Origin of the sequence: Pseudomonas brassicacearum, from assembly GCF_009601685.2 — a bacterium.
GTDB lineage: Bacteria > Pseudomonadota > Gammaproteobacteria > Pseudomonadales > Pseudomonadaceae > Aquipseudomonas > Aquipseudomonas kilonensis_B.
In genome coordinates this window covers 1,412,325-1,429,305 of record NZ_CP045701.2, presented here as the reverse complement: position 1 = coordinate 1,429,305, position 16,981 = coordinate 1,412,325, and the positions used below count along the sequence as shown (strand labels likewise).

At 62.4% G+C, this 16,981-nt stretch carries 18 protein-coding genes; 8 read left to right on the top strand and 10 right to left on the bottom strand.

Annotated elements, in window-relative coordinates; genetic code table 11:
* Positions 1 to 85 precede the first annotated feature (85 nt).
* The 3 genes from GFU70_RS06190 to GFU70_RS06180 all read left to right on the top strand — a co-directional run bounded on the left by GFU70_RS06190 (position 86) and on the right by GFU70_RS06180 (position 3,273).
* Positions 86 to 685 carry a short chain dehydrogenase gene (locus GFU70_RS06190; protein WP_153387741.1) on the top strand — a complete coding sequence of 200 codons (600 nt, stop codon included), beginning with the start codon at positions 86 to 88 and terminating at the stop codon, positions 683 to 685.
* A 226-nt stretch (positions 686 to 911) separates the two neighbouring features.
* Positions 912 to 1,586, top strand: a complete 675-nt coding sequence (locus GFU70_RS06185; RefSeq protein ID WP_058544242.1) for a COG3650 family protein — start codon at positions 912 to 914, stop codon at positions 1,584 to 1,586.
* Between the two features lie 73 nt (positions 1,587 to 1,659).
* Positions 1,660 to 3,273, top strand: a complete 1,614-nt coding sequence (locus GFU70_RS06180) for an NAD(P)/FAD-dependent oxidoreductase (protein ID WP_003198458.1) — start codon at positions 1,660 to 1,662, stop codon at positions 3,271 to 3,273.
* A 153-nt stretch (positions 3,274 to 3,426) separates the two neighbouring features.
* Here the strand turns inward: GFU70_RS06180 and GFU70_RS06175 are convergent, their stop codons facing one another.
* On the bottom strand, positions 3,427 to 4,521 hold the full coding sequence (locus GFU70_RS06175) for a PLP-dependent cysteine synthase family protein (RefSeq protein WP_153387740.1): 1,095 nt from the start codon (positions 4,519 to 4,521) through the stop codon (positions 3,427 to 3,429).
* Between the two features lie 265 nt (positions 4,522 to 4,786).
* Between GFU70_RS06175 and nhaA the strand changes: the two genes are divergently transcribed.
* Complete coding sequence (gene nhaA / locus GFU70_RS06170; protein ID WP_058544237.1) at positions 4,787 to 5,974, top strand: Na+/H+ antiporter NhaA; 1,188 nt, start codon at positions 4,787 to 4,789, stop codon at positions 5,972 to 5,974.
* A 183-nt stretch (positions 5,975 to 6,157) separates the two neighbouring features.
* Here the strand turns inward: nhaA and GFU70_RS06165 are convergent, their stop codons facing one another.
* Entirely contained in the window at positions 6,158 to 6,622 is a 465-nt protein-coding gene (locus GFU70_RS06165; RefSeq protein WP_047228399.1) for a glycine zipper 2TM domain-containing protein, read from the bottom strand.
* 170 nt (positions 6,623 to 6,792) lie between these two features.
* On the opposite strand from GFU70_RS06165, the gene GFU70_RS06160 reads away from it, so the two are divergent.
* Positions 6,793 to 7,077 (top strand): hypothetical protein, encoded by a 285-nt coding sequence (locus tag GFU70_RS06160; RefSeq protein WP_058544238.1) that lies wholly within the window; start codon positions 6,793 to 6,795, stop codon positions 7,075 to 7,077.
* Here the strand turns inward: GFU70_RS06160 and pdxH are convergent.
* The 4 genes from pdxH to dinG form a co-directional block, all read right to left on the bottom strand.
* Complete coding sequence (pdxH, locus tag GFU70_RS06155; RefSeq protein WP_116643036.1) at positions 7,025 to 7,672, bottom strand: pyridoxamine 5'-phosphate oxidase; 648 nt, start codon at positions 7,670 to 7,672, stop codon at positions 7,025 to 7,027. The genes GFU70_RS06160 and pdxH overlap by 53 nt on opposite strands.
* A gap of 24 nt (positions 7,673 to 7,696) precedes the next feature.
* Positions 7,697 to 8,809 carry an OmpA family protein gene (locus tag GFU70_RS06150; RefSeq protein WP_058544240.1) on the bottom strand — a complete coding sequence of 371 codons (1,113 nt, stop codon included), beginning with the start codon at positions 8,807 to 8,809 and terminating at the stop codon, positions 7,697 to 7,699.
* 118 nt (positions 8,810 to 8,927) lie between these two features.
* Positions 8,928 to 10,073 carry a serine hydrolase domain-containing protein gene (locus GFU70_RS06145; protein ID WP_058544241.1) on the bottom strand — a complete coding sequence of 382 codons (1,146 nt, stop codon included), beginning with the start codon at positions 10,071 to 10,073 and terminating at the stop codon, positions 8,928 to 8,930.
* Between the two features lie 274 nt (positions 10,074 to 10,347).
* Positions 10,348 to 12,492, bottom strand: coding sequence for an ATP-dependent DNA helicase DinG (gene dinG / locus GFU70_RS06140; RefSeq protein WP_116643038.1), 2,145 nt, complete (start codon positions 12,490 to 12,492; stop codon positions 10,348 to 10,350).
* 99 nt (positions 12,493 to 12,591) lie between these two features.
* Here dinG and GFU70_RS06135 point away from each other — a divergent pair, with 99 nt between their 5' ends.
* Positions 12,592 to 13,056: a CopD family protein gene (locus tag GFU70_RS06135; protein WP_153387739.1), complete on the top strand. Its 465-nt coding sequence runs from the start codon at positions 12,592 to 12,594 to the stop codon at positions 13,054 to 13,056.
* 62 nt (positions 13,057 to 13,118) lie between these two features.
* Here GFU70_RS06135 and GFU70_RS06130 read toward each other — a convergent pair whose 3' ends face one another.
* The 4 genes from GFU70_RS06130 to GFU70_RS06115 all read right to left on the bottom strand — a co-directional run bounded on the left by GFU70_RS06130 (position 13,119) and on the right by GFU70_RS06115 (position 15,798).
* A complete protein-coding gene (locus GFU70_RS06130; protein WP_116643039.1) occupies positions 13,119 to 13,877 on the bottom strand; it encodes a collagen-like protein in 759 nt (252 codons plus the stop codon).
* Positions 13,870 to 14,142, bottom strand: a complete 273-nt coding sequence (locus tag GFU70_RS06125) for a DUF1145 domain-containing protein (protein WP_058542240.1) — start codon at positions 14,140 to 14,142, stop codon at positions 13,870 to 13,872. The genes GFU70_RS06130 and GFU70_RS06125 overlap by 8 nt, the downstream gene beginning before the upstream one ends.
* 144 nt (positions 14,143 to 14,286) lie before the next feature.
* On the bottom strand, positions 14,287 to 15,012 hold the full coding sequence (locus GFU70_RS06120; protein ID WP_153387738.1) for an OmpA family protein: 726 nt from the start codon (positions 15,010 to 15,012) through the stop codon (positions 14,287 to 14,289).
* 90 nt (positions 15,013 to 15,102) lie between these two features.
* On the bottom strand, positions 15,103 to 15,798 hold the full coding sequence (locus GFU70_RS06115; protein ID WP_058542238.1) for an OmpA family protein: 696 nt from the start codon (positions 15,796 to 15,798) through the stop codon (positions 15,103 to 15,105).
* Between the two features lie 191 nt (positions 15,799 to 15,989).
* On the opposite strand from GFU70_RS06115, the gene GFU70_RS06110 reads away from it, so the two are divergent.
* The gene (locus tag GFU70_RS06110) at positions 15,990 to 16,487 is read left to right on the top strand and encodes a DUF6231 family protein (protein ID WP_058542237.1); all 498 of its coding nucleotides are present in this window, start codon (positions 15,990 to 15,992) and stop codon (positions 16,485 to 16,487) included.
* 2 nt (positions 16,488 to 16,489) lie between these two features.
* A complete protein-coding gene (locus tag GFU70_RS06105; RefSeq protein ID WP_175360611.1) occupies positions 16,490 to 16,978 on the top strand; it encodes a YchJ family protein in 489 nt (162 codons plus the stop codon).
* Positions 16,979 to 16,981 lie beyond the last annotated feature (3 nt).

The following is a 16,981-nucleotide window of genomic DNA, read 5'->3' as shown; positions in this document are numbered from 1 at the left end:
AACCAAAGGTTGCCTATTAGCATGATTATCAATGGAAAGAACCTCTCTAGACTGAAAACTCATTCAACCCCTTGAGGAACAGCTCATGAAAATCCTGTTGATCGGCGCCAACGGCACCATCGGTTCGGCCATTGACAACGAACTGTCGCCGCGCCACGAAATCGTTCGGATCGGTCGTCGCAGCGGCGAATTGCAGGTGGATATCAGCGACAGCGCCTCGATCCGCGCGCTGTTCGCAAAGACCGGCCGTTTTGATGCCCTGGTCTGCGCCGCTGGCAACGTCACCTTTGCCCTCTTGGACGACATGAGCGAAGAGAGCTTTGCCCTGGGCTTGAAAGACAAGCTGATGGGCCAGGTCAACCTGCTGCTGATCGGCCGCGAATTCGCCAACGACGGTGCGTCCTTCACCTTCACCACCGGCGTGCTCAGCCACGACCCGATCAAGAGCAGTGCTTCGGCGGCCCTGGTCAACGGTGCCCTGGACAGTTTCGTGCGCGCCGCGGCAATCGAGTTGCCACGGGGCTTGCGGGTCAACTCGGTGAGCCCGACTGTGTTGCTCGAAGCCATGGACAAGTACGCCCCATACTTTCGCGGCTACAAACCCGTCCCGGCCGCCGATGTCGCGTTGGCCTACGCCAAGAGTGTCGAAGGCCTGCAAACCGGTCAGACCTTTCACGTGGGCTAACCGACGTTCTAACCGTAGGAGCTGCCGCAGGCTGCGATCTTTTGATCTTTGATCTTTGATCTTTCACTCGAGACTCAATTGCCAGGGGAAAGATCGCAGCCTCGTTGCACTCGACAGCTCCTACACAGCTCCGACATAGCGCCTACACAGCTCCTGCACAGCGCCTACGGGTTGTGGTGTGGGATCAGTCTGAGTAACGTGGCGGCACTTGTCTGGAGACCCAATGATGCGTGCCACCCGCTCCCTGCTGTTTGTCGCCCTCCTGCCGCTCTTGCCCGGCTGCCAATTGCTCGATGCCCCACGTCAGAGCGCCCCCCACGCCGGCCAGACGCGCATGCAGGGCGAGCTCACGGCGGCCGATGGCAAGCTGGTGTTCCAGCCGTGCCAGGAACAGCGCCGCTACATCGTCAACGACAGCGGTGGTACCAGTGTGCTGCAGCAGGCTGCCAGCCTGGCCGATGACCAGGGCAAGCTGTTTGCCGATGTGCGCGGCCGTATCGTCTCCAGCGCAGCGGCCGGCACCGACAGCCAGCTGGACCTGGAGCAGTTGTATCGCCTGGAACGCTCAGGCACCGCTTGTGATGATGGAAACTTCAGACTGTTGATCCTGCGCGCCGCCGGCCATGGCCCCGAGTGGAGCCTCAAGGCCAGCGGCAAGGGCCTGGTGCTCGAACGCGAGGGCCAGCCGCCCCTGGCGGTGCCTTACATGGAGGAGCAACTGGGTGACGGGCGCTTCAACCTTAGCACCGAAGCCAATGGCCAGAAGGTCGAGCTCTGGGTCGCCCCCCAGCGCTGCGTCGACAACGTCAGCGGTAGCGTGCAACACATGAGCGCCGAACTGCGGGTCAACGGCCAGGTCCAGCGTGGCTGCGCCTATTTCGGTGGCGCGCGCAACGACTGATTCGCCGGTTTTGGCTTATAATCGCCGGTTCACGCCCTGGTGCAGTTGTGCATCCCGCGAACCGGATCCCACCATGTTACGAATCACCGAACTCAAGCTGCCGATCGACCACCCCGAAGAAGACCTGCGCCCGGCCATCGTGCAGCGCCTGGGCATCGCCAGCGATGACCTGCTCGACTTCACCTTGTTCAAGCGCAGCTACGACGCGCGCAAGAAATCCTCCGAACTGTGCTTCATCTACACCATCGACTTGACGGTGCGCGACGAAGCCAGCCTGCTGCGCAAGTTCGCCGATGACCGTAACGTCAACGAGGCGCCGGATGTCAGCTACAAAGTGGTGGGCCAGGCACCGGCCGACCTGAGCGAGCGCCCGATTGTGGTCGGCTTCGGCCCGTGCGGGATCTTCGCCGCCCTGTTGCTGGCGCAAATGGGCTTCAAGCCGATCATCCTCGAACGTGGCCCGGAAGTACGCCAACGGACCAAGGACACCTGGGGCCTGTGGCGCAAAAGCGTGCTCAACCCCGAATCCAATGTGCAGTTCGGTGAAGGCGGCGCCGGGACGTTTTCCGACGGCAAGCTCTACAGCCAGATCAAGGATCCGAAATTCCTTGGCCGCAAGGTTTTGCACGAGTTCGTCAAGGCCGGGGCGCCGGAAGAAATTCTCTACGTCAGCAAGCCGCACATCGGTACGTTCCGCCTGACAGGCGTGGTGGAAACCATGCGTGAGCAGATTCGCGCCCTGGGCGGTGAAGTGCGCTTCCAGCAGCGGGTCACCGATGTGCTGATCGAGGACGGCCAACTGGTCGGCGTCGAACTGGCCAGCGGCGAACAGATTCATTCGAAACATGTGATCCTGGCCCTGGGCCACAGCGCCCGAGACACCTTCCGCATGCTCCACAGCCGCGGCGTGTACATGGAAGCCAAGCCGTTCTCGGTGGGTTTCCGTATCGAACACCCGCAATCGCTGATCGACAGCGCGCGCCTGGGCAAGTACGCCGGTCACCCGAAACTTGGCGCCGCCGACTACAAACTGGTGCACCACGCCAAGAATGGTCGTTCGGTGTACAGCTTCTGCATGTGCCCGGGCGGCACCGTGGTGGCCGCGACCTCCGAGCCGAACCGCGTCGTGACCAACGGCATGAGCCAGTATTCGCGCAACGAGCGTAACGCCAACTCCGGCATCGTCGTCGGCATCACCCCGGAAGTGGATTATCCCGGTGGCCCGCTGGCCGGGATCGAGTTGCAGGAACGCCTGGAATCCCACGCGTACGTACTCGGTGGCAGCAACTACGAGGCCCCGGCGCAACTGGTGGGCGATTTCATCGCCGGCAAGCCGTCTACGGCACTGGGCAGCGTCGAACCTTCCTACAAGCCTGGGGTGTCCTTGGGCGATTTGGCCTTGGCCCTGCCGGATTTCGCCATCGAAGCGATCCGCGAGGCCCTGCCAGCGTTCGAGAAACAGATTCGCGGTTACTCGCTGCACGACGCCGTGCTGACCGGCATCGAAACCCGCACCTCATCGCCCCTGCGCATCACCCGCAACGAATCGCTGCAGAGCCTGAACGTCAAGGGCCTGTTCCCGGCCGGTGAAGGCGCCGGTTATGCCGGCGGGATCCTGTCGGCGGGCGTGGACGGGATCCGGATTGCCGAGGCGGTGGCGCGGGATATCCTCGGTCTCGAGGCCTGACCCCGTCCCCCTGTGGGAGAGCCTTTGTGGGAAGCTGGGCTTGCCCGCGATGCAGACAACTCGGTCTATCAGGTGAACCGAGGTGATGCTGTCGCGGGCAAGCCCAGCGCCCACACAAGCCCGCTTCCACAAAAGACCTCATTGTTTTCAGGGTCAGATATTGGCCCGCAACACGCTCTCCGGCAGCGCCTCGCCCCGTTCCACACAGGCCGCCACGGTGTCCATCAGACCGCTCAACTCATACCCCTGGGCCTCGAGCCAGACCGGGTCGTAATAGGTCGTGGCGTAGCGCTCGCCACCGTCACACAAAATCGCCACGATCGACCCCGACTCTCCCGCATCCACCATCTGCCGGGCCGCCATGAGGGCGCCGATCAGATTGGTGCCGCTGGACCCGCCGACCCGCCGGCCCAAGCGCTGGGCCAGGTAGTGCATGGCCGCCAATGACAAGGCGTCCGGGACCTTGACCATCGCATCGATGACTTTGGGCAAGAACGACGCTTCGACCCGTGGCCGGCCGATACCTTCGATGCGTGAACCGCAATCCAGGCGCAGGCTGGCATCACCACTGCGGTAGTAGTCAAAGAACACCGAGCGCTCGGCGTCGGCACATAGCACCCGGGTGCCGTGCTGGCGATAACGGACGTAGCGTCCCAGTGTGGCGGTGGTGCCGCCGGTGCCGGGGCTGGAAATCAACCAGCTCGGCTCCGGGTGCCGCTCGAAGCGCATCTGATGGAAGATCGATTCGGCAATATTGTTATTGGCCCGCCAGTCCGTGGCACGCTCGGCGTAAGTGAATTGATCGATGAAATGCCCGTCATGCTCGCGGGCCAGGCGTTCGGATTCGGCGTAGATCTGCGTAGGATCATCCACCAGATGGCTCTGGCCGCCATAGAAAGCGATCTGTGCGATTTTTTCCCTGGAGGTGGTCGACGGCATCACCGCAATGAACGGCAGGCCCAACAACCTGGCGAAATAGGCCTCGGAAATTGCCGTCGAGCCGCTGGAGGCCTCGATCACTGGCGCACCGGGCTTGAGCCAACCGTTACACAATGCGTAGAGAAACAGCGAACGCGCCAGTCGGTGCTTGAGGCTGCCAGTGGGGTGGCTGGACTCGTCCTTGAAATACAGTTCGATGCCCGGCAGGCCAGGCAGCGGCAGTGGAATCAGGTGGGTATCGGCGCTGCGCTGGAAGTCAGCCTCGATGATGCGGATCGCTTCTCGCGCCCACTGGCGGTGATCGTTCATGGTGTTTTCTCACTGGCTCGGTTTGACGCGGGGAAACCTGGTCATGCAGGCGCAACTTGGTCTCGGAAAAACCAGCGGCAAGCTTAGGAAAAAACCGACATCGCGCACAGGTACAGCTAAGGTCCAATATGACCCATAACTGCCCGGCTGCGTGGCGCAGACGTTGTAACGATATATAACAAAAAAGAATATAACTTTTGTTTTAACAACTTACAGTACGAGTTAGGGTGTGCCATCTTCTTGATTCAATGAATGGAGAGCGATCGTGGCTCTACGCAATTCTCTGACCCGTTTTTTCCAGCTGGAGGCTGCCAGCGGCCTATTGTTGATCGCCGCCGCCCTGCTTGCCCTGGTCATCAATAACTCGCCCCTTTCCTGGCTGTACAACGGCCTGCTGGACACGCCGGTGGTGGTCCAGGTCGGTGTGTTGAAAATCGCTAAACCCTTGTTACTGTGGATCAACGACGGCTTGATGGCGATGTTCTTCCTGCTCATCGGCCTCGAAGTCAAGCGAGAAGTTCTCGGCGGGCAACTGTCGAAACCGTCGCAAATCGTCTTGCCGGGTGCGGCGGCGATTGGCGGCATGGTGGTGCCGGCGCTGATCTACTGGTTCCTCAACCGCGACAATCCCCCCGCCCTGGGCGGCTGGGCAATTCCGACGGCCACCGACATTGCGTTCGCCCTCGGCGTGCTCGCCTTGCTGGGCAAGCGGGTGCCGGTGTCGCTCAAGCTGTTCCTGATGACCCTGGCGATCATCGACGACCTGGGCGCTATCATCATCATCGCGATCTTCTACTCCGGCGCCCTGTCCAGCCTGTCGCTCATACTGGCGGCAGCCTGCATCGCCGCGCTGGTGGCGTTGAATCGGATGGGCGTGGTCAAGCTCGGGCCCTACATGGTTGTCGGCCTGATTCTGTGGGTCTGCGTGCTCAAGAGCGGTGTCCATGCCACCCTCGCGGGCGTGACCCTGGCGTTCTGCATCCCGCTGCGCACGAAAAACGCCGAGACCTCGCCGTTGCTGACCCTGGAACACGCCCTGCACCCCTGGGTGGCTTATGGCATCCTGCCTCTGTTCGCCTTCGCCAACGCCGGCCTGTCCCTGAGCGGCGTCACCGTCGAAAGCTTCACCCATCACGTGCCGATGGGCATCGCCATTGGCCTGTTGCTGGGCAAGACCGTCGGCGTCTTCGGCCTGACCTGGCTGGCCGTGAAAATCGGCATCGCCAGCCTGCCCAGCGGCGCCAATTGGGGCCAGGTACTGGGTGTGGCGATCCTGTGCGGTATCGGGTTCACGATGAGCCTGTTCGTTGGCTCCCTGGCGTTCGAGCCTGGCGTAAGTGACTACGCGGGCATGGACCGGATGGGGATTCTCACAGGTTCGATCCTGGCGGCCGTGCTGGGTTATATGGTGACGGCAGCGGCCAGTCGCAAGCAGCCTGCATTGCCTGGCTGATTCCTGGCTGCCGGATAGATCAGGAGGGGGGTGTATATCCATTTCTTCGGTAACGGCTGCTGGCGGAACCATAAGTAGCCGCTACCGAAGAAACGGATATACACACCACCCAACCAGCCCCCCCAAAAAAAACGGCGCTGTCCATTCCCGGAATAAGCGCCGTTTTCTCTTACCGACTCAAGCTTAGTGCGATACGCGACTCGTACCATCCACAGTGGAAATACGAACCCGCTCACCCACACGGAACACCTCGTTCTCCTGAACCTGCTGTACATAGGCACGCATGCTACCGTCATCTTCACGAACGGTGATTTCCACGCCTTGGGTACGGGTCAGACCTTCTTCAGTAGCGGAACCGATCAGGCCACCGGCCACCGCGCCGATCACAGCGGCGACGATGCTACCACGGCCACCACCGATAGCGCTGCCGCCGACACCACCGACCACCGCACCGGCCGCACCGCCGATCGGGGTCTTGGTGCCTTCGATCTTGACCGGACGCAGAGCTTCGATGGTCCCCATGCGAATCGTCTGCACGCGACGCGCTTCGTCACGGGAGTAGGAGTCACCGGTCAGGCTCGACTGACAACCAGTGAGCAACATCGCCATCGTGGAAAAGGAAGCAACCAGCAAAACAGACTTACGCATAGCATCAACTCCAAAAGACAGGGATTCATTAAACTCCGCAGCTTGACGCCTGTCACGGCCTCGCCGGGATAAAATTGTTTTCATTCAGGTGGGATACAGGCGCACCCGAAAAATTCACCAAACAGTAGCGCCAATTTCCGAAACCTGCGTCATCAACCCGGGATTTTTTCATGGATTATTTCATCATCGTCGCGGTCACCGTGGCCGGTTTGTACTTCCACTGGTGGCTGTACGTACGGATCAAACGCTGGATGGACCGCGACTTGGCGCTGTCCCTGGCGGGGCAGGATGAGCAGAAAAAGATCTACATGCTGCAACAATTGGCCCGCGCCCGGGAGCAAGGGGTCAAGCGCCGGGACTTGCCGCAGTGGCTTAAAACCGCTGCGGCAGGTTACCCCGACGCTAAGGCGCCAGGCGCTCGCGCAGCCAGTTCGCCCCTTGCAGGCGGTAGTTGAGGCGATCGTGAAGGCGGCTCGGACGGCCCTGCCAGAACTCGATGCGCTCGGGCAGCAAACGATAACCGCCCCAATGCTCGGGGCAATGCGGTTGGCTATCGCTGAAGCGTTGTTCGGTGGCCTTGAGCAAGTCGTCCAGCTCAGCGCGCCCTGAAATCACTCGGCTCTGGGGTGAAGCCCAGGCGCCGAGGCGGCTGCCTAGCGGGCGAACCTGATAATAGTCGTCCGACTCCTGCGCGGAGACCTTCACCACTTTGCCCTCGATGCGCACCTGGCGCTCCAGAGCCGGCCAGAAAAACGTCATGGCCGCGAATGGATTCGCGGCCAGTTGCTGGCCCTTGGCGCTGTCGTAGTTGGTGAAGAACGTGAAACCCAGGGCATCCAGGCCCTTGAGCAGCAGGATCCGGCAGTGCGGGCGCCCTTGCGCATCCACCGTCGCCAGGGTCATGGCGTTGGCCTCCACTGGAGCCTGTTCGGTTTTCACTGCGTCGGCGAACCATTGGTGGAACAGTGCAAACGGCTCGGCCGGGGCTTGTGCCTCGGTCAAGCCATCGCGGGTGTAGTCGCGGCGCATATCAGCCAGCGGTTGGGTCATGGCGCGTTCCTTGTGGTTAGCCCATCACTGCTTGGGGGTATTGGCGGCCGCAACTTTCTTGGTATCGGTGGCGGCTTTGGCCGGTTTGGTTTTCTTCGCCGGGGTAGTGGCCTTGGCTGGGGCTTTCTTGGCAGACGCCTTGGCTGTGGCCTTTTTAGCCGGTGCTTTTTTGGTGGTCGGGGTCACGGCTTTTTTCGCCGCAGGCGCTGGGGCCGGGGCCACGGGCTTCACGTCCTGGGCCGCCACCAGCGTCACTGGCGCGGGGGCCGGCATGTTGTATTTGCTCAGCAGCGCAACCATGGTGTTGGCCGGCGTGACCAGCAGTTCCACGCGACGGTTCAGGGCACGCCCTTGCACACTGTCGTTGGCCGCACGTGGCGCCACTGCGCCCATGCCGCGCAGCATCAGGCGATCACGTTGAAGGCCGCTGAGGCGGAAAATCGCCGCCACGGACTGGGCACGCTCCTGGCTGAGCTTCAGGTTCGCTGGTGCGGCGCCCGAGGTGTCGGCGTGGCCGAGGATCAACACGGCGCTCTTCGGGTCGGCTTCAAGGATCTTCGCCACGCGAGTGAACGGCCCAAGGGTCACGGGCAGCAGCATGGCTGGACGGTCCGGGTTGAAGGAGCCGTCCACGGGCGCGGTGACCACCAGCACGTTGTCGCGGCGCTCGAGTTCGAGCTTGCTGTCCTTGATGGCTATGCGCAGCTTCGGCTCGTAGTCGTCGAGCCAGGCCTGGGTGATTTTCGGATCGGGCATCGGCACTGCCTTGGCGGTTTCCTGATCCTTGCCGCCGAACGGCCACCACCACTTGCCGTTGCTTTCGGCTTCGGCCTTGGCAACGGCCGGCGCCTTGGCTTCTGGCTTGCCTTGGGGCTTGACGTCATCTTTCTTCGCAACGTCGGCAGCATCATCGGAAGCGAATGGCCACCACCAGTGGGTGGCGCTCTCGGCCTTGGCTTGCGGTACGACGGCGGCCGGTTTCAGAGGCGCCGCTGGCGCCGTTTCCTTGGCCACCACCTTGTCGGAAGAGCCGAACGACCACCAGTGACCGCCGCCCTCGGCATCATTTTGTGGGGTTTGTGCGCAACCGGTGATAGCGAAGCACAGCGCCAGAGCGAGGGTTTTATTCGATGACATTGGATATCCACAAAATGATGAAAATTGAAAATAAAAGGCCATGTTTTGGCCGCATAAACAGTCGCTTGGAAACTGAAAAGGCCACGAGGTTCCGGTGCCCGCCGCCTTCAATGGCGCTTTATAGACAAGTGGCAAGTACCCTCGCAAGGTTCTGCGCGCGAGGGTCCATCAATACGTAAGGCCCGAGCGTGTTGGTCACGAAGCCAAAAGCCACATCATGTTCCGGGTCGGCAAACCCCATGGAGCCCCCGGCCCCCGGATGACCGAACGCCCGCGGGCCGAGGCCGTAGGTCGCATTCGGCACATCCGGCTGGTCGAGCATGCAACCCAGGCCGAAACGCGTCTGGGTCAATAAAGTCTTGTCCTCGCCAAAGCTGTGCTGGCGAGTCAGTTCGTCGAGCATTTCACCTTCCAGCAGGCTGCCGTCCAGCAGCCCCGCATAAAACCCGGCCAGGCTGCGGGCGTTGCCGTGGCCGTTGGCCGCCGGTTGCTGCATGCGTCGCCACTCCGGTTTGTTGGTGCTGGTCATGATCGACGGAGGATTGGTGAAGGCCCGGGTGGTCATGGCCGTAGGCTCGCGCATTGTCACCTGCAGCAGGCGTTGGGCCGCGGCATCGCCAACGTTGCCTTTGCCACGGGCGATGTGGGCCACGCGATGAAACTCGTCATCGGCCAGGCCAACGTGAAAATCCAGGCCCAACGGCTTGGCGACACGGGCCACGATGGACTCACCCGGGCCACGCCCATCGGCCCTGCGCAGCAGCTCGCCGATCAGCCAGCCGTAGGTGATCGCGGCATAACCGTGGCCCTCGCCCGGCGTCCACCACGGTGTTTCGGTGGCCAGGGCATCGACCATGGTTTGCCAGTCATAAAGCGCTTCGGGCGGCAGCAGTTCACGTAGCGCCGGCAGCCCGGCCTGATGGCAGAGCAACTGGCGCAGGGTGATGGATTGCTTGCCGGCTGCGGCAAACTCGGGCCAATAGCGGGCTACCGGGGCATCCAGCTGCAACTTGCCTTCGGCCACCAGTTGCAGGGCGGTGACGGCGGTGAAGGTCTTGGTGCAGGAAAACAGGTTGGCGATGGTGTCGCTGTGCCAGGCGTCATGGCCATCCTTGTCGGCGGTACCGGCCCACAGATCGATCACCGTGCGCCCACCCACCTGGATGCACAACGCCGCGCCGCGCTCCTGGGGATCATCGAACATCGCCGCGAACGCTTCACGCACCGCCTCGAACTGAAGTTCATAATGGCCTTGAATCTGCACCCGTAACTCCCTTGAAACAAACACTTTTAAGGTGGCTGGCATTGTTTCAGTCATTCAGGCTTTTGGGAACCGCCATGGGACGGCTGGTTAGCCTGAAACCAACCCCTGTGGCGGCTGGGTTACGTAGGAGCTGTCGAGCGAAGCGAGGCTGCGATCTTTCCACAGCCCATTGAGTCGAGAGTGAAAGATCAGGATCAAAAGATCGCAGGCTTCGCCAGCGCCTACAGAGCCCAGCGGGAGCAAGCGCCCTCGCCACAGCAAGTCATTGCACGTATCAGGAAATCTCGCGTCGAAACGGCGGCAGCGCATTAAGGATCGCCTTGCCATAGCGCTGGGTTACCAGCCTGCGGTCGAGCAAGGTGATGGTGCCGCGGTCTTCTTCGGTGCGCAGCAAGCGACCACACGCCTGGACCAGCTTCAGCGATGCGTCCGGTACGGAGATTTCCATGAACGGGTTGCCGCCACGGGCCTCGATCCACTCGGCCAGCGCAGCCTCCACCGGGTCATCGGGGACCGAGAACGGAATCTTGGCAATCACCACGTGCTCGCAATAGGCACCCGGCAAGTCCACGCCTTCGGCAAAACTCGCCAAGCCGAACAGCACGCTGGAGTCGCCGCCGTCGACCCGCGCCTTGTGCTTGTTCAGGGTCTCCTGTTTAGACAGGTTGCCCTGGATGAACACCTGCTTGCGCCAGTCACGGTCAAGGCCATCGAACACGTCCTGCATCTGTTTGCGCGAGGAAAACAGCACCAGGGTGCCCCGTGAGCCTTCCACCAGTTCCGGCAGGTCGCGGATGATCGCCGCGGTATGGCCGGCGGCATCCCGTGGGTCGGCCTTGAGGTCCGGCACTCGCAGCACACCGGCGTCGGCGTGATGGAAGGGGCTCGGGACCACGGCGGTCACGGCTTTTTTCGGCAGGCCGGCACGCATGCGGAAGCGGTCAAACGTGCCCAGGGCGGTCAGCGTGGCGGAGGTTACCAGTGCGCCGTAGGCCACGTTCCACAGGTTGCGGCGCAGCATTTCCGCCGCCAGGATCGGGCTGGCATTGACCTCGATATCAAACAGCGAACCGCTTTCGGCCAGGGTCAGCCACCGCGCCATTGGCGGGTTGTCTTGCGGGTCTTCGGCGGTGAAGGCCGTCCACAGCTCCCAGTTGCCCTGGGAGCGGGACAACAGGCTGCCGAACAGCGGGTACCATTCCTCGGCCTGGTTGCTGGCGATACCGATATTGACCTCGCCATCCATGCCTTCCTTGAGCAGGTCGGTCAGGCGCGTGAACAGGTCGGTCAGGCGTGCGAAACCTTTCTTGAGCTCAATGCCCATTTCGCGCATGTGCTCGGGGATCACCCCGCCGACAAACCGGTGGCGTGGCCGCTCGCGGCCCTCGACGTCTTCGCCGGGCTTGAAGTCGGCCACTTGCTCGCACGCGGTGAACATGAACTGCTGGTTCGTCTTGATTTCCCGCGCCAGCTCCGGCACTTGCTCGATGAACTTGCCCAGGTCACCCGGCAACGGATGCTGGGCCAACAGTTTGGTGAGGTTCTTGGCGGTGGTTTCCAGCCAGTCGGCGGTGGAACGCAGCCGGGTGTAATGGGCGAAATGGCCGATGGCCTTATCCGGTAGGTGGTGGCCTTCGTCGAACACGTAGATCGTGTCGCGCGGGTCCGGCAACACCGCACCACCGCCCAGGGCCAGGTCGGCCAGCACCATGTCGTGGTTGGTGACGATGACGTCGACCTTGCCCATGCCCTCGCGGGCCTTGTAGAAGGCGCACTGGCCGAAGTTCGGGCAATGGCGGTTGGTGCACTGGCTATGGTCGGTCGTCAGGCGGGACCAGTCGGCGTCTTCCAGGGCCGTGGACCAGCTGTCGCGGTCACCGTCCCATTTATTGCCGGCCAGCTTCTCGATCATGCTGGTAAACAGCTTCTGGCTGGCCTCATCGACCTCGATCTTGAAGCCTTCTTCTTCGAACAACTGGGCCGTGGCGGTCTGCGCGTGGCCTTCCTGGAGCAACATGTCGAGCTTGGACAGGCACATGTAGCGCCCGCGCCCCTTGGCCAGGGCGAACGTGAAGTTCAGCCCGCTGTTGCGCATCAGGTCGGGCAGGTCCTTGTAGACGATCTGCTCCTGCAGGGCGACGGTGGCCGTGGCGATCACCAGGCGTTTGCCCGCGGCCTTGGCAGTGGGAATCGCCGCCAGGCTGTAGGCCACGGTCTTGCCGGTACCCGTGCCCGCCTCCACCGCCACGACGGCAGGCTCGCCGCTGCGCCGGCCTTCGTCGTCGGTGTCGATGTCACCCAGGACTTTTGCCACTTCGGCAATCATCAGGCGCTGGCCATATCGCGGCTTGAGGCTCTTGGCTTCGAGAAAACGCGAATAGGCGCCCTGGATCGTGGTTTTGAGTTCGGTGCTGATCATGAATGGTCGGGCGCTAAAAACGCTGGATAAATTTTCAGTGGTTCGGATCGGCGGCTATCATACCCCGCTAATGAATCCTGCGCAGAACGGAGTAACCCAATGACACCCTTTGCCCTCGTCTACACCCTGCATTTACTGGCGGCCCTGGTCTGGGTCGGCGGCATGTTCTTCGCCTGGATGATCCTGCGTCCCGCCGCAATGACGGCGCTTGAGGGCCCTGCCCGGCTCAAGTTGTGGGTAGAAGTGTTTCAGCGTTTTTTCGTCTGGGTCTGGGTGGCGGTGGTGCTTTTACCGATCAGCGGTGTAGGCCTGATCCACGTGCGCTTCGCCGGTTTCGAAACCGCGCCACGGCATGTGCAGGTCATGATGGGGTTGTATGTGGTGATGACAGCGCTGTTTATCCGCATCCAGGGCCTGCAACTGCCGGCATTGCGTAGCGCCGTGACGGCACAGGACTGGCCAGCGGGTGCGGCGGTGCTGGGGAAGATTCGCAGGCTGGTTGGGATCAACCTGTTGATCGGGTTGCTGGTGGTGGCGATTGGCGCGGCGCGACCGATGTTCTGAAAATCACATAAAACCCTGTGGGAGCGAGCTTGCTCGCGCCCCCACTAGGGGTCGTCATACGCTTAGAACCGCTGCACCGTCACCGTGCCCGCCGCTCCGGCAGGCCCTGGCTGGCCATCGGCGCCAGGACGGCCGCTTTTGCCGCCATCAGCGGTATAGATCAGACAGCCCTTGGCCTTGCCTCCCGCCCCGGGTTTGCCACCGCGCCCGGCCGCGCCACCCGCACCGCCGTCCACCGTCACCTTGATCTGCTCGGCAGGATAGGCGCGGGGCAGCTCAAGGCGTACCCGCGCACCGGCCGCACCCGGCTGGCCATCACTGCCATTGCTGCCGTCGGCCCCGCGACCGGCCGAACCCCAGGTGCAACCCGGCGCCTGGCCATTGGCACCGTCAAGACCGACGTAACCTGGGGCACCCGTGCCGCCACGGGCGTCCACCGACAACAACGGTGCGTTCAAGACCTTGAACTGCAGGTTGAGATCGCGCCCCGGCCGCGCCACCCTGGCGTAAGTACCCCGCGCGCCGCGTGAAGTGATCTGGCTGCCCTCGGCCAGCTCGGCCTGGGCCACTTTCATTTCCAATACCTGCTGCGCCGGCACGATGGCGATCCGCGCCTCACGTCCCAGGTGCAATTGGTCGATGGTCAGTTCAGTGACATTGGACGGCACCAGCAGTGTGCCGTAGTCGGCCACGTCCAGCCGTTCCAGGGTCAGGGTGCTGGTGGTGTTGGGCAGGCGCATCAACGAATGGCTTTCGACCTGGACCACCTGGGCCGAGGCCCATGGACATACGAGTGCGGCGAGCAGACACAATTTACGCATGGGAAGCCTCTGGCGCGGTCGGGAGGGTTTGCAAGTGGAAGATACCGAACAGCAGCACTCTGAGGCGATCGCGACCAGGCGCGGGGCGGCCACGGAAACTGGCCCTGAACAGCAGCAGTTCCAGCAGATGGAGCGCCAGCAAAAAAACGCCGGCGAAATTGACCAGTAGATGCAGCGGATGGACGAACGGTACGACCAGATTGACCAGCACCACCAGCCAGAACAGCAGGGTCAGCAAGCGCCCCAGCCCCCAAAACACCTTCATACGGCCCCCTGATCGAGCATTATTCTTTGCGCGCACAGTAACGGCTTGCGCGCAGGATAAGCCAGAGGGCCAGGCAAATTTAATCTAACCGAGCCCCGGCCCCCGGATCGCCCTCCCGACGACCCGGTAGCCCTGGCCCGGGCCTCAACGCTGGATATGCAGCTCAACCCGACGGTTCTGCGCCCGCCCTTCGTCGGTCTCGTTGTCGGCCACCGGTTCGCTTTCGCCCTTGCCTTCGCTGGTGAGTTTGTCGGGGGCCAGCCCCTGGGTCAGCAAATACTCCACGACGCTGCTGGCCCGACGTTCGGACAGTCCCTGGTTATAGGCGTCACTGCCGACACTGTCGGTGTGGCCCACTACCCGGATGCTGGCGACATTGGCATGGCTGAGCTTGCCCATCAGCCCGTCGAGCTGGCTTCGAGCTTCGGCAGTGAGGTCGGATTTGTCGAAATCGAACAGTACCTTGCCGGCGTCGTTGAGGGTGATGACCTCGCTCGCCGGTGCTTCAGGCTCCACGGGTGTGGCGCTGGCCGGGTATTGCGGCACCGGGCAGCCGTGATGCTCGACAGAGGTATTGGCCGGCGTATCGGGACAACGGTCGCGGCGGTCGAACACACCGTCGTCGTCTTCATCGCCATCCTGGGCGTAACAGATCAAACCACCGCCCAGTAGCCCCAGCGCGGCGCCACCGGCGGCCCAGCCACTGCTTTCAATGGCCCCCAACCCGCCGCCGACCAGACCGCCGATCAGGCTACAGATTGGCCAGGTGCGTTGATTGAGAGGTGCGCTACCGTCGCTGTGAGTGGCGCAACCGGACAACAGACTGCTGGCCAGCAGTACCGGTAAGGCAACCCTGATTAGAACGTTCATGGTGAAGGCTCCTGTGTCACCGGCCCATACCGGTCACACAGGAGTAAAGACCCGCATCCGCAACTCTACAAGCCGCGGATGGCAAGGGTTTCAGCGGTTGATCTTGATTTCCGTACGACGGTTCATCGCGCGACCGTCGGCGGTCTTGTTATCAGCCACCGGCTGGCTCTCTCCGGCGCCGGACACCGAGACAAAACTGGCACGCGGAACGCCGTTTTCGACCAGGTATTGCACCACCGAATTGGCCCGTTTCTCCGACAACCGCTGGTTATAGGCATCGCTGCCAACACTGTCGGTATGGCCGGTGACCCGCAGTTGTGCGGTGGATGTTTCCTGTTTCAGCCGGGTGGCGATCGTGCTCAGCACATCCTTGTCGCCCGGGGTCAGCGTGGCTTTGTTGAACTCAAAGTGCACATCGCGGATCACGATGGTTTCTTCCTGGACCACCACGGCCTCTTCAACCATTGGCGCTGGGACAGGCGGCGGGCAGCCATCAGCATCGACCTGCACGCCCTTCGGTGTGCCCGGGCACTTGTCGCGGCTGTCCGGCACGCCATCGCCGTCTTCATCGCCGTCGCCGTGCACCCAGCAATAAGCCGCCGCCATGGTGCCGACGAACAGCGCTCCGCCGCCGGCCCAGGAGGTACTTTCAGTGGCGCCCAAGCCTGCACCGATCACACCGCCGACGGCGGCACAGGTCGGCCAGTCGGTTTTCTGCAAACCTGCGCAACCAGTCAACACACTGGTTAGCAGAACCAGGGGTAACGCTGTCCGAACTATGCTCATCGGGTTTCTCCTAGGGGGATCGGCCTAGCGCCGATTCAGGTGAGTAAAGACCCGTCTTCGAATCTGCGCCAGCCTGAGCAATCGCGGGTTTTCGCCCCGTGTTTGCGACGTTTGCGCACATTCAGGGACAAACCGCTCTAGGCCATGCTGTCCAGGCAGGCTATCGTGATGGTTCTGACTGAGGAACTTCGATGACCGTTGCCATTTCTTCGCGCACACCCCAGCAAGCCCTGGCCGCCGTGCTTGATCGCTATACCCCGCAAAAACTGCTATTGATCGGTGCCAGCGGCTTTCCCGCGCTCGAAGCATTCCAGCAGGCCCATCCCGACACCGAAGTGGTCCATGCCGGCCCCGGCGCGCTGCCGGCAGACGTGGCGGCGCGGCGTTTTGACCTGGCCCTGGCACTCGATTGCCTGGAGCATTTGCCCAAGCGCGAGGGTCTGAACCTGTTGGGTGGCATCCGCAATCTCAATGCCAGCCGCATCGCCGTGCTGGCAGACCTCAACGCCTGCGGCTGGCAAGAGACGGACTTTTTTTCCCTGGCCCTGCAAGCCAGCGAGCGATTCCAGCGCGAAGATCAGGTGCTGACCCTGTTCACCTACGATCTGCTTGAATACAAACAAGTCCCCGACTGGCTCAACTCGCGCTTTTGGGCCAACCCGGAAAATTTTGGAAAATATTGGTGGTAACCGTGAACACAAGCTCGCACACACCCATTTGCCCCTGTGGCAGTGGCAACTCACTGGACGCCTGCTGCGGCCACTACCACGATGGTCATCCGGCGCCCTGCGCCGAAGCCTTGATGCGCTCGCGCTACAGCGCCTATGTGCTGGGCCTGGTGGATTATCTGGTCGCCACCACCCTGCCCGCCCAGCAGCCAGGCCTCGATCGCCAGTCGATCAGCGAGTGGAGCGCCAACAGCACCTGGTTGGGGCTGGAAGTGGAAAGCAGCGAAGTGCTCGGTGGTCAACCGGAGCACGCCTTTGTCACGTTCACGGCACGCTGGCACGACGGCCAGGGCGAGCATAGCCACCGTGAACAGTCCTCGTTCGTGCAGAACGACGGGCGCTGGTATTTCATCGACCCGACCGTCCCGGTCAAGGCGGGCCGCAACGACAGCTGTCCGTGCGGCAGCGGGCATAAATTCAAGAAGTGCTGTGCCGGCTACTTCAGTCACTGATTT

Bases quoted from the DNA above. Each gene is read 5' to 3' on its own strand.
- GFU70_RS06190 (WP_153387741.1), top strand. From the start codon at position 86: ATGAAAATCCTGTTGATCGGCGCCAACGGCACCATCGGTTCGGCCATT.
- GFU70_RS06185 (WP_058544242.1), top strand. From the start codon at position 912: ATGCGTGCCACCCGCTCCCTGCTGTTTGTCGCCCTCCTGCCGCTCTTG.
- GFU70_RS06180 (WP_003198458.1), top strand. From the start codon at position 1,660: ATGTTACGAATCACCGAACTCAAGCTGCCGATCGACCACCCCGAAGAA.
- GFU70_RS06175 (WP_153387740.1), bottom strand. From the start codon at position 4,521: ATGAACGATCACCGCCAGTGGGCGCGAGAAGCGATCCGCATCATCGAG.
- GFU70_RS06165 (WP_047228399.1), bottom strand. From the start codon at position 6,622: ATGCGTAAGTCTGTTTTGCTGGTTGCTTCCTTTTCCACGATGGCGATG.
- GFU70_RS06160 (WP_058544238.1), top strand. From the start codon at position 6,793: ATGGATTATTTCATCATCGTCGCGGTCACCGTGGCCGGTTTGTACTTC.
- pdxH (WP_116643036.1), bottom strand. From the start codon at position 7,672: ATGACCCAACCGCTGGCTGATATGCGCCGCGACTACACCCGCGATGGC.
- GFU70_RS06150 (WP_058544240.1), bottom strand. From the start codon at position 8,809: ATGTCATCGAATAAAACCCTCGCTCTGGCGCTGTGCTTCGCTATCACC.
- dinG (WP_116643038.1), bottom strand. From the start codon at position 12,492: ATGATCAGCACCGAACTCAAAACCACGATCCAGGGCGCCTATTCGCGT.
- GFU70_RS06135 (WP_153387739.1), top strand. From the start codon at position 12,592: ATGACACCCTTTGCCCTCGTCTACACCCTGCATTTACTGGCGGCCCTG.
- GFU70_RS06130 (WP_116643039.1), bottom strand. From the start codon at position 13,877: ATGCGTAAATTGTGTCTGCTCGCCGCACTCGTATGTCCATGGGCCTCG.
- GFU70_RS06125 (WP_058542240.1), bottom strand. From the start codon at position 14,142: ATGAAGGTGTTTTGGGGGCTGGGGCGCTTGCTGACCCTGCTGTTCTGG.
- GFU70_RS06120 (WP_153387738.1), bottom strand. From the start codon at position 15,012: ATGAACGTTCTAATCAGGGTTGCCTTACCGGTACTGCTGGCCAGCAGT.
- GFU70_RS06115 (WP_058542238.1), bottom strand. From the start codon at position 15,798: ATGAGCATAGTTCGGACAGCGTTACCCCTGGTTCTGCTAACCAGTGTG.
- GFU70_RS06110 (WP_058542237.1), top strand. From the start codon at position 15,990: ATGACCGTTGCCATTTCTTCGCGCACACCCCAGCAAGCCCTGGCCGCC.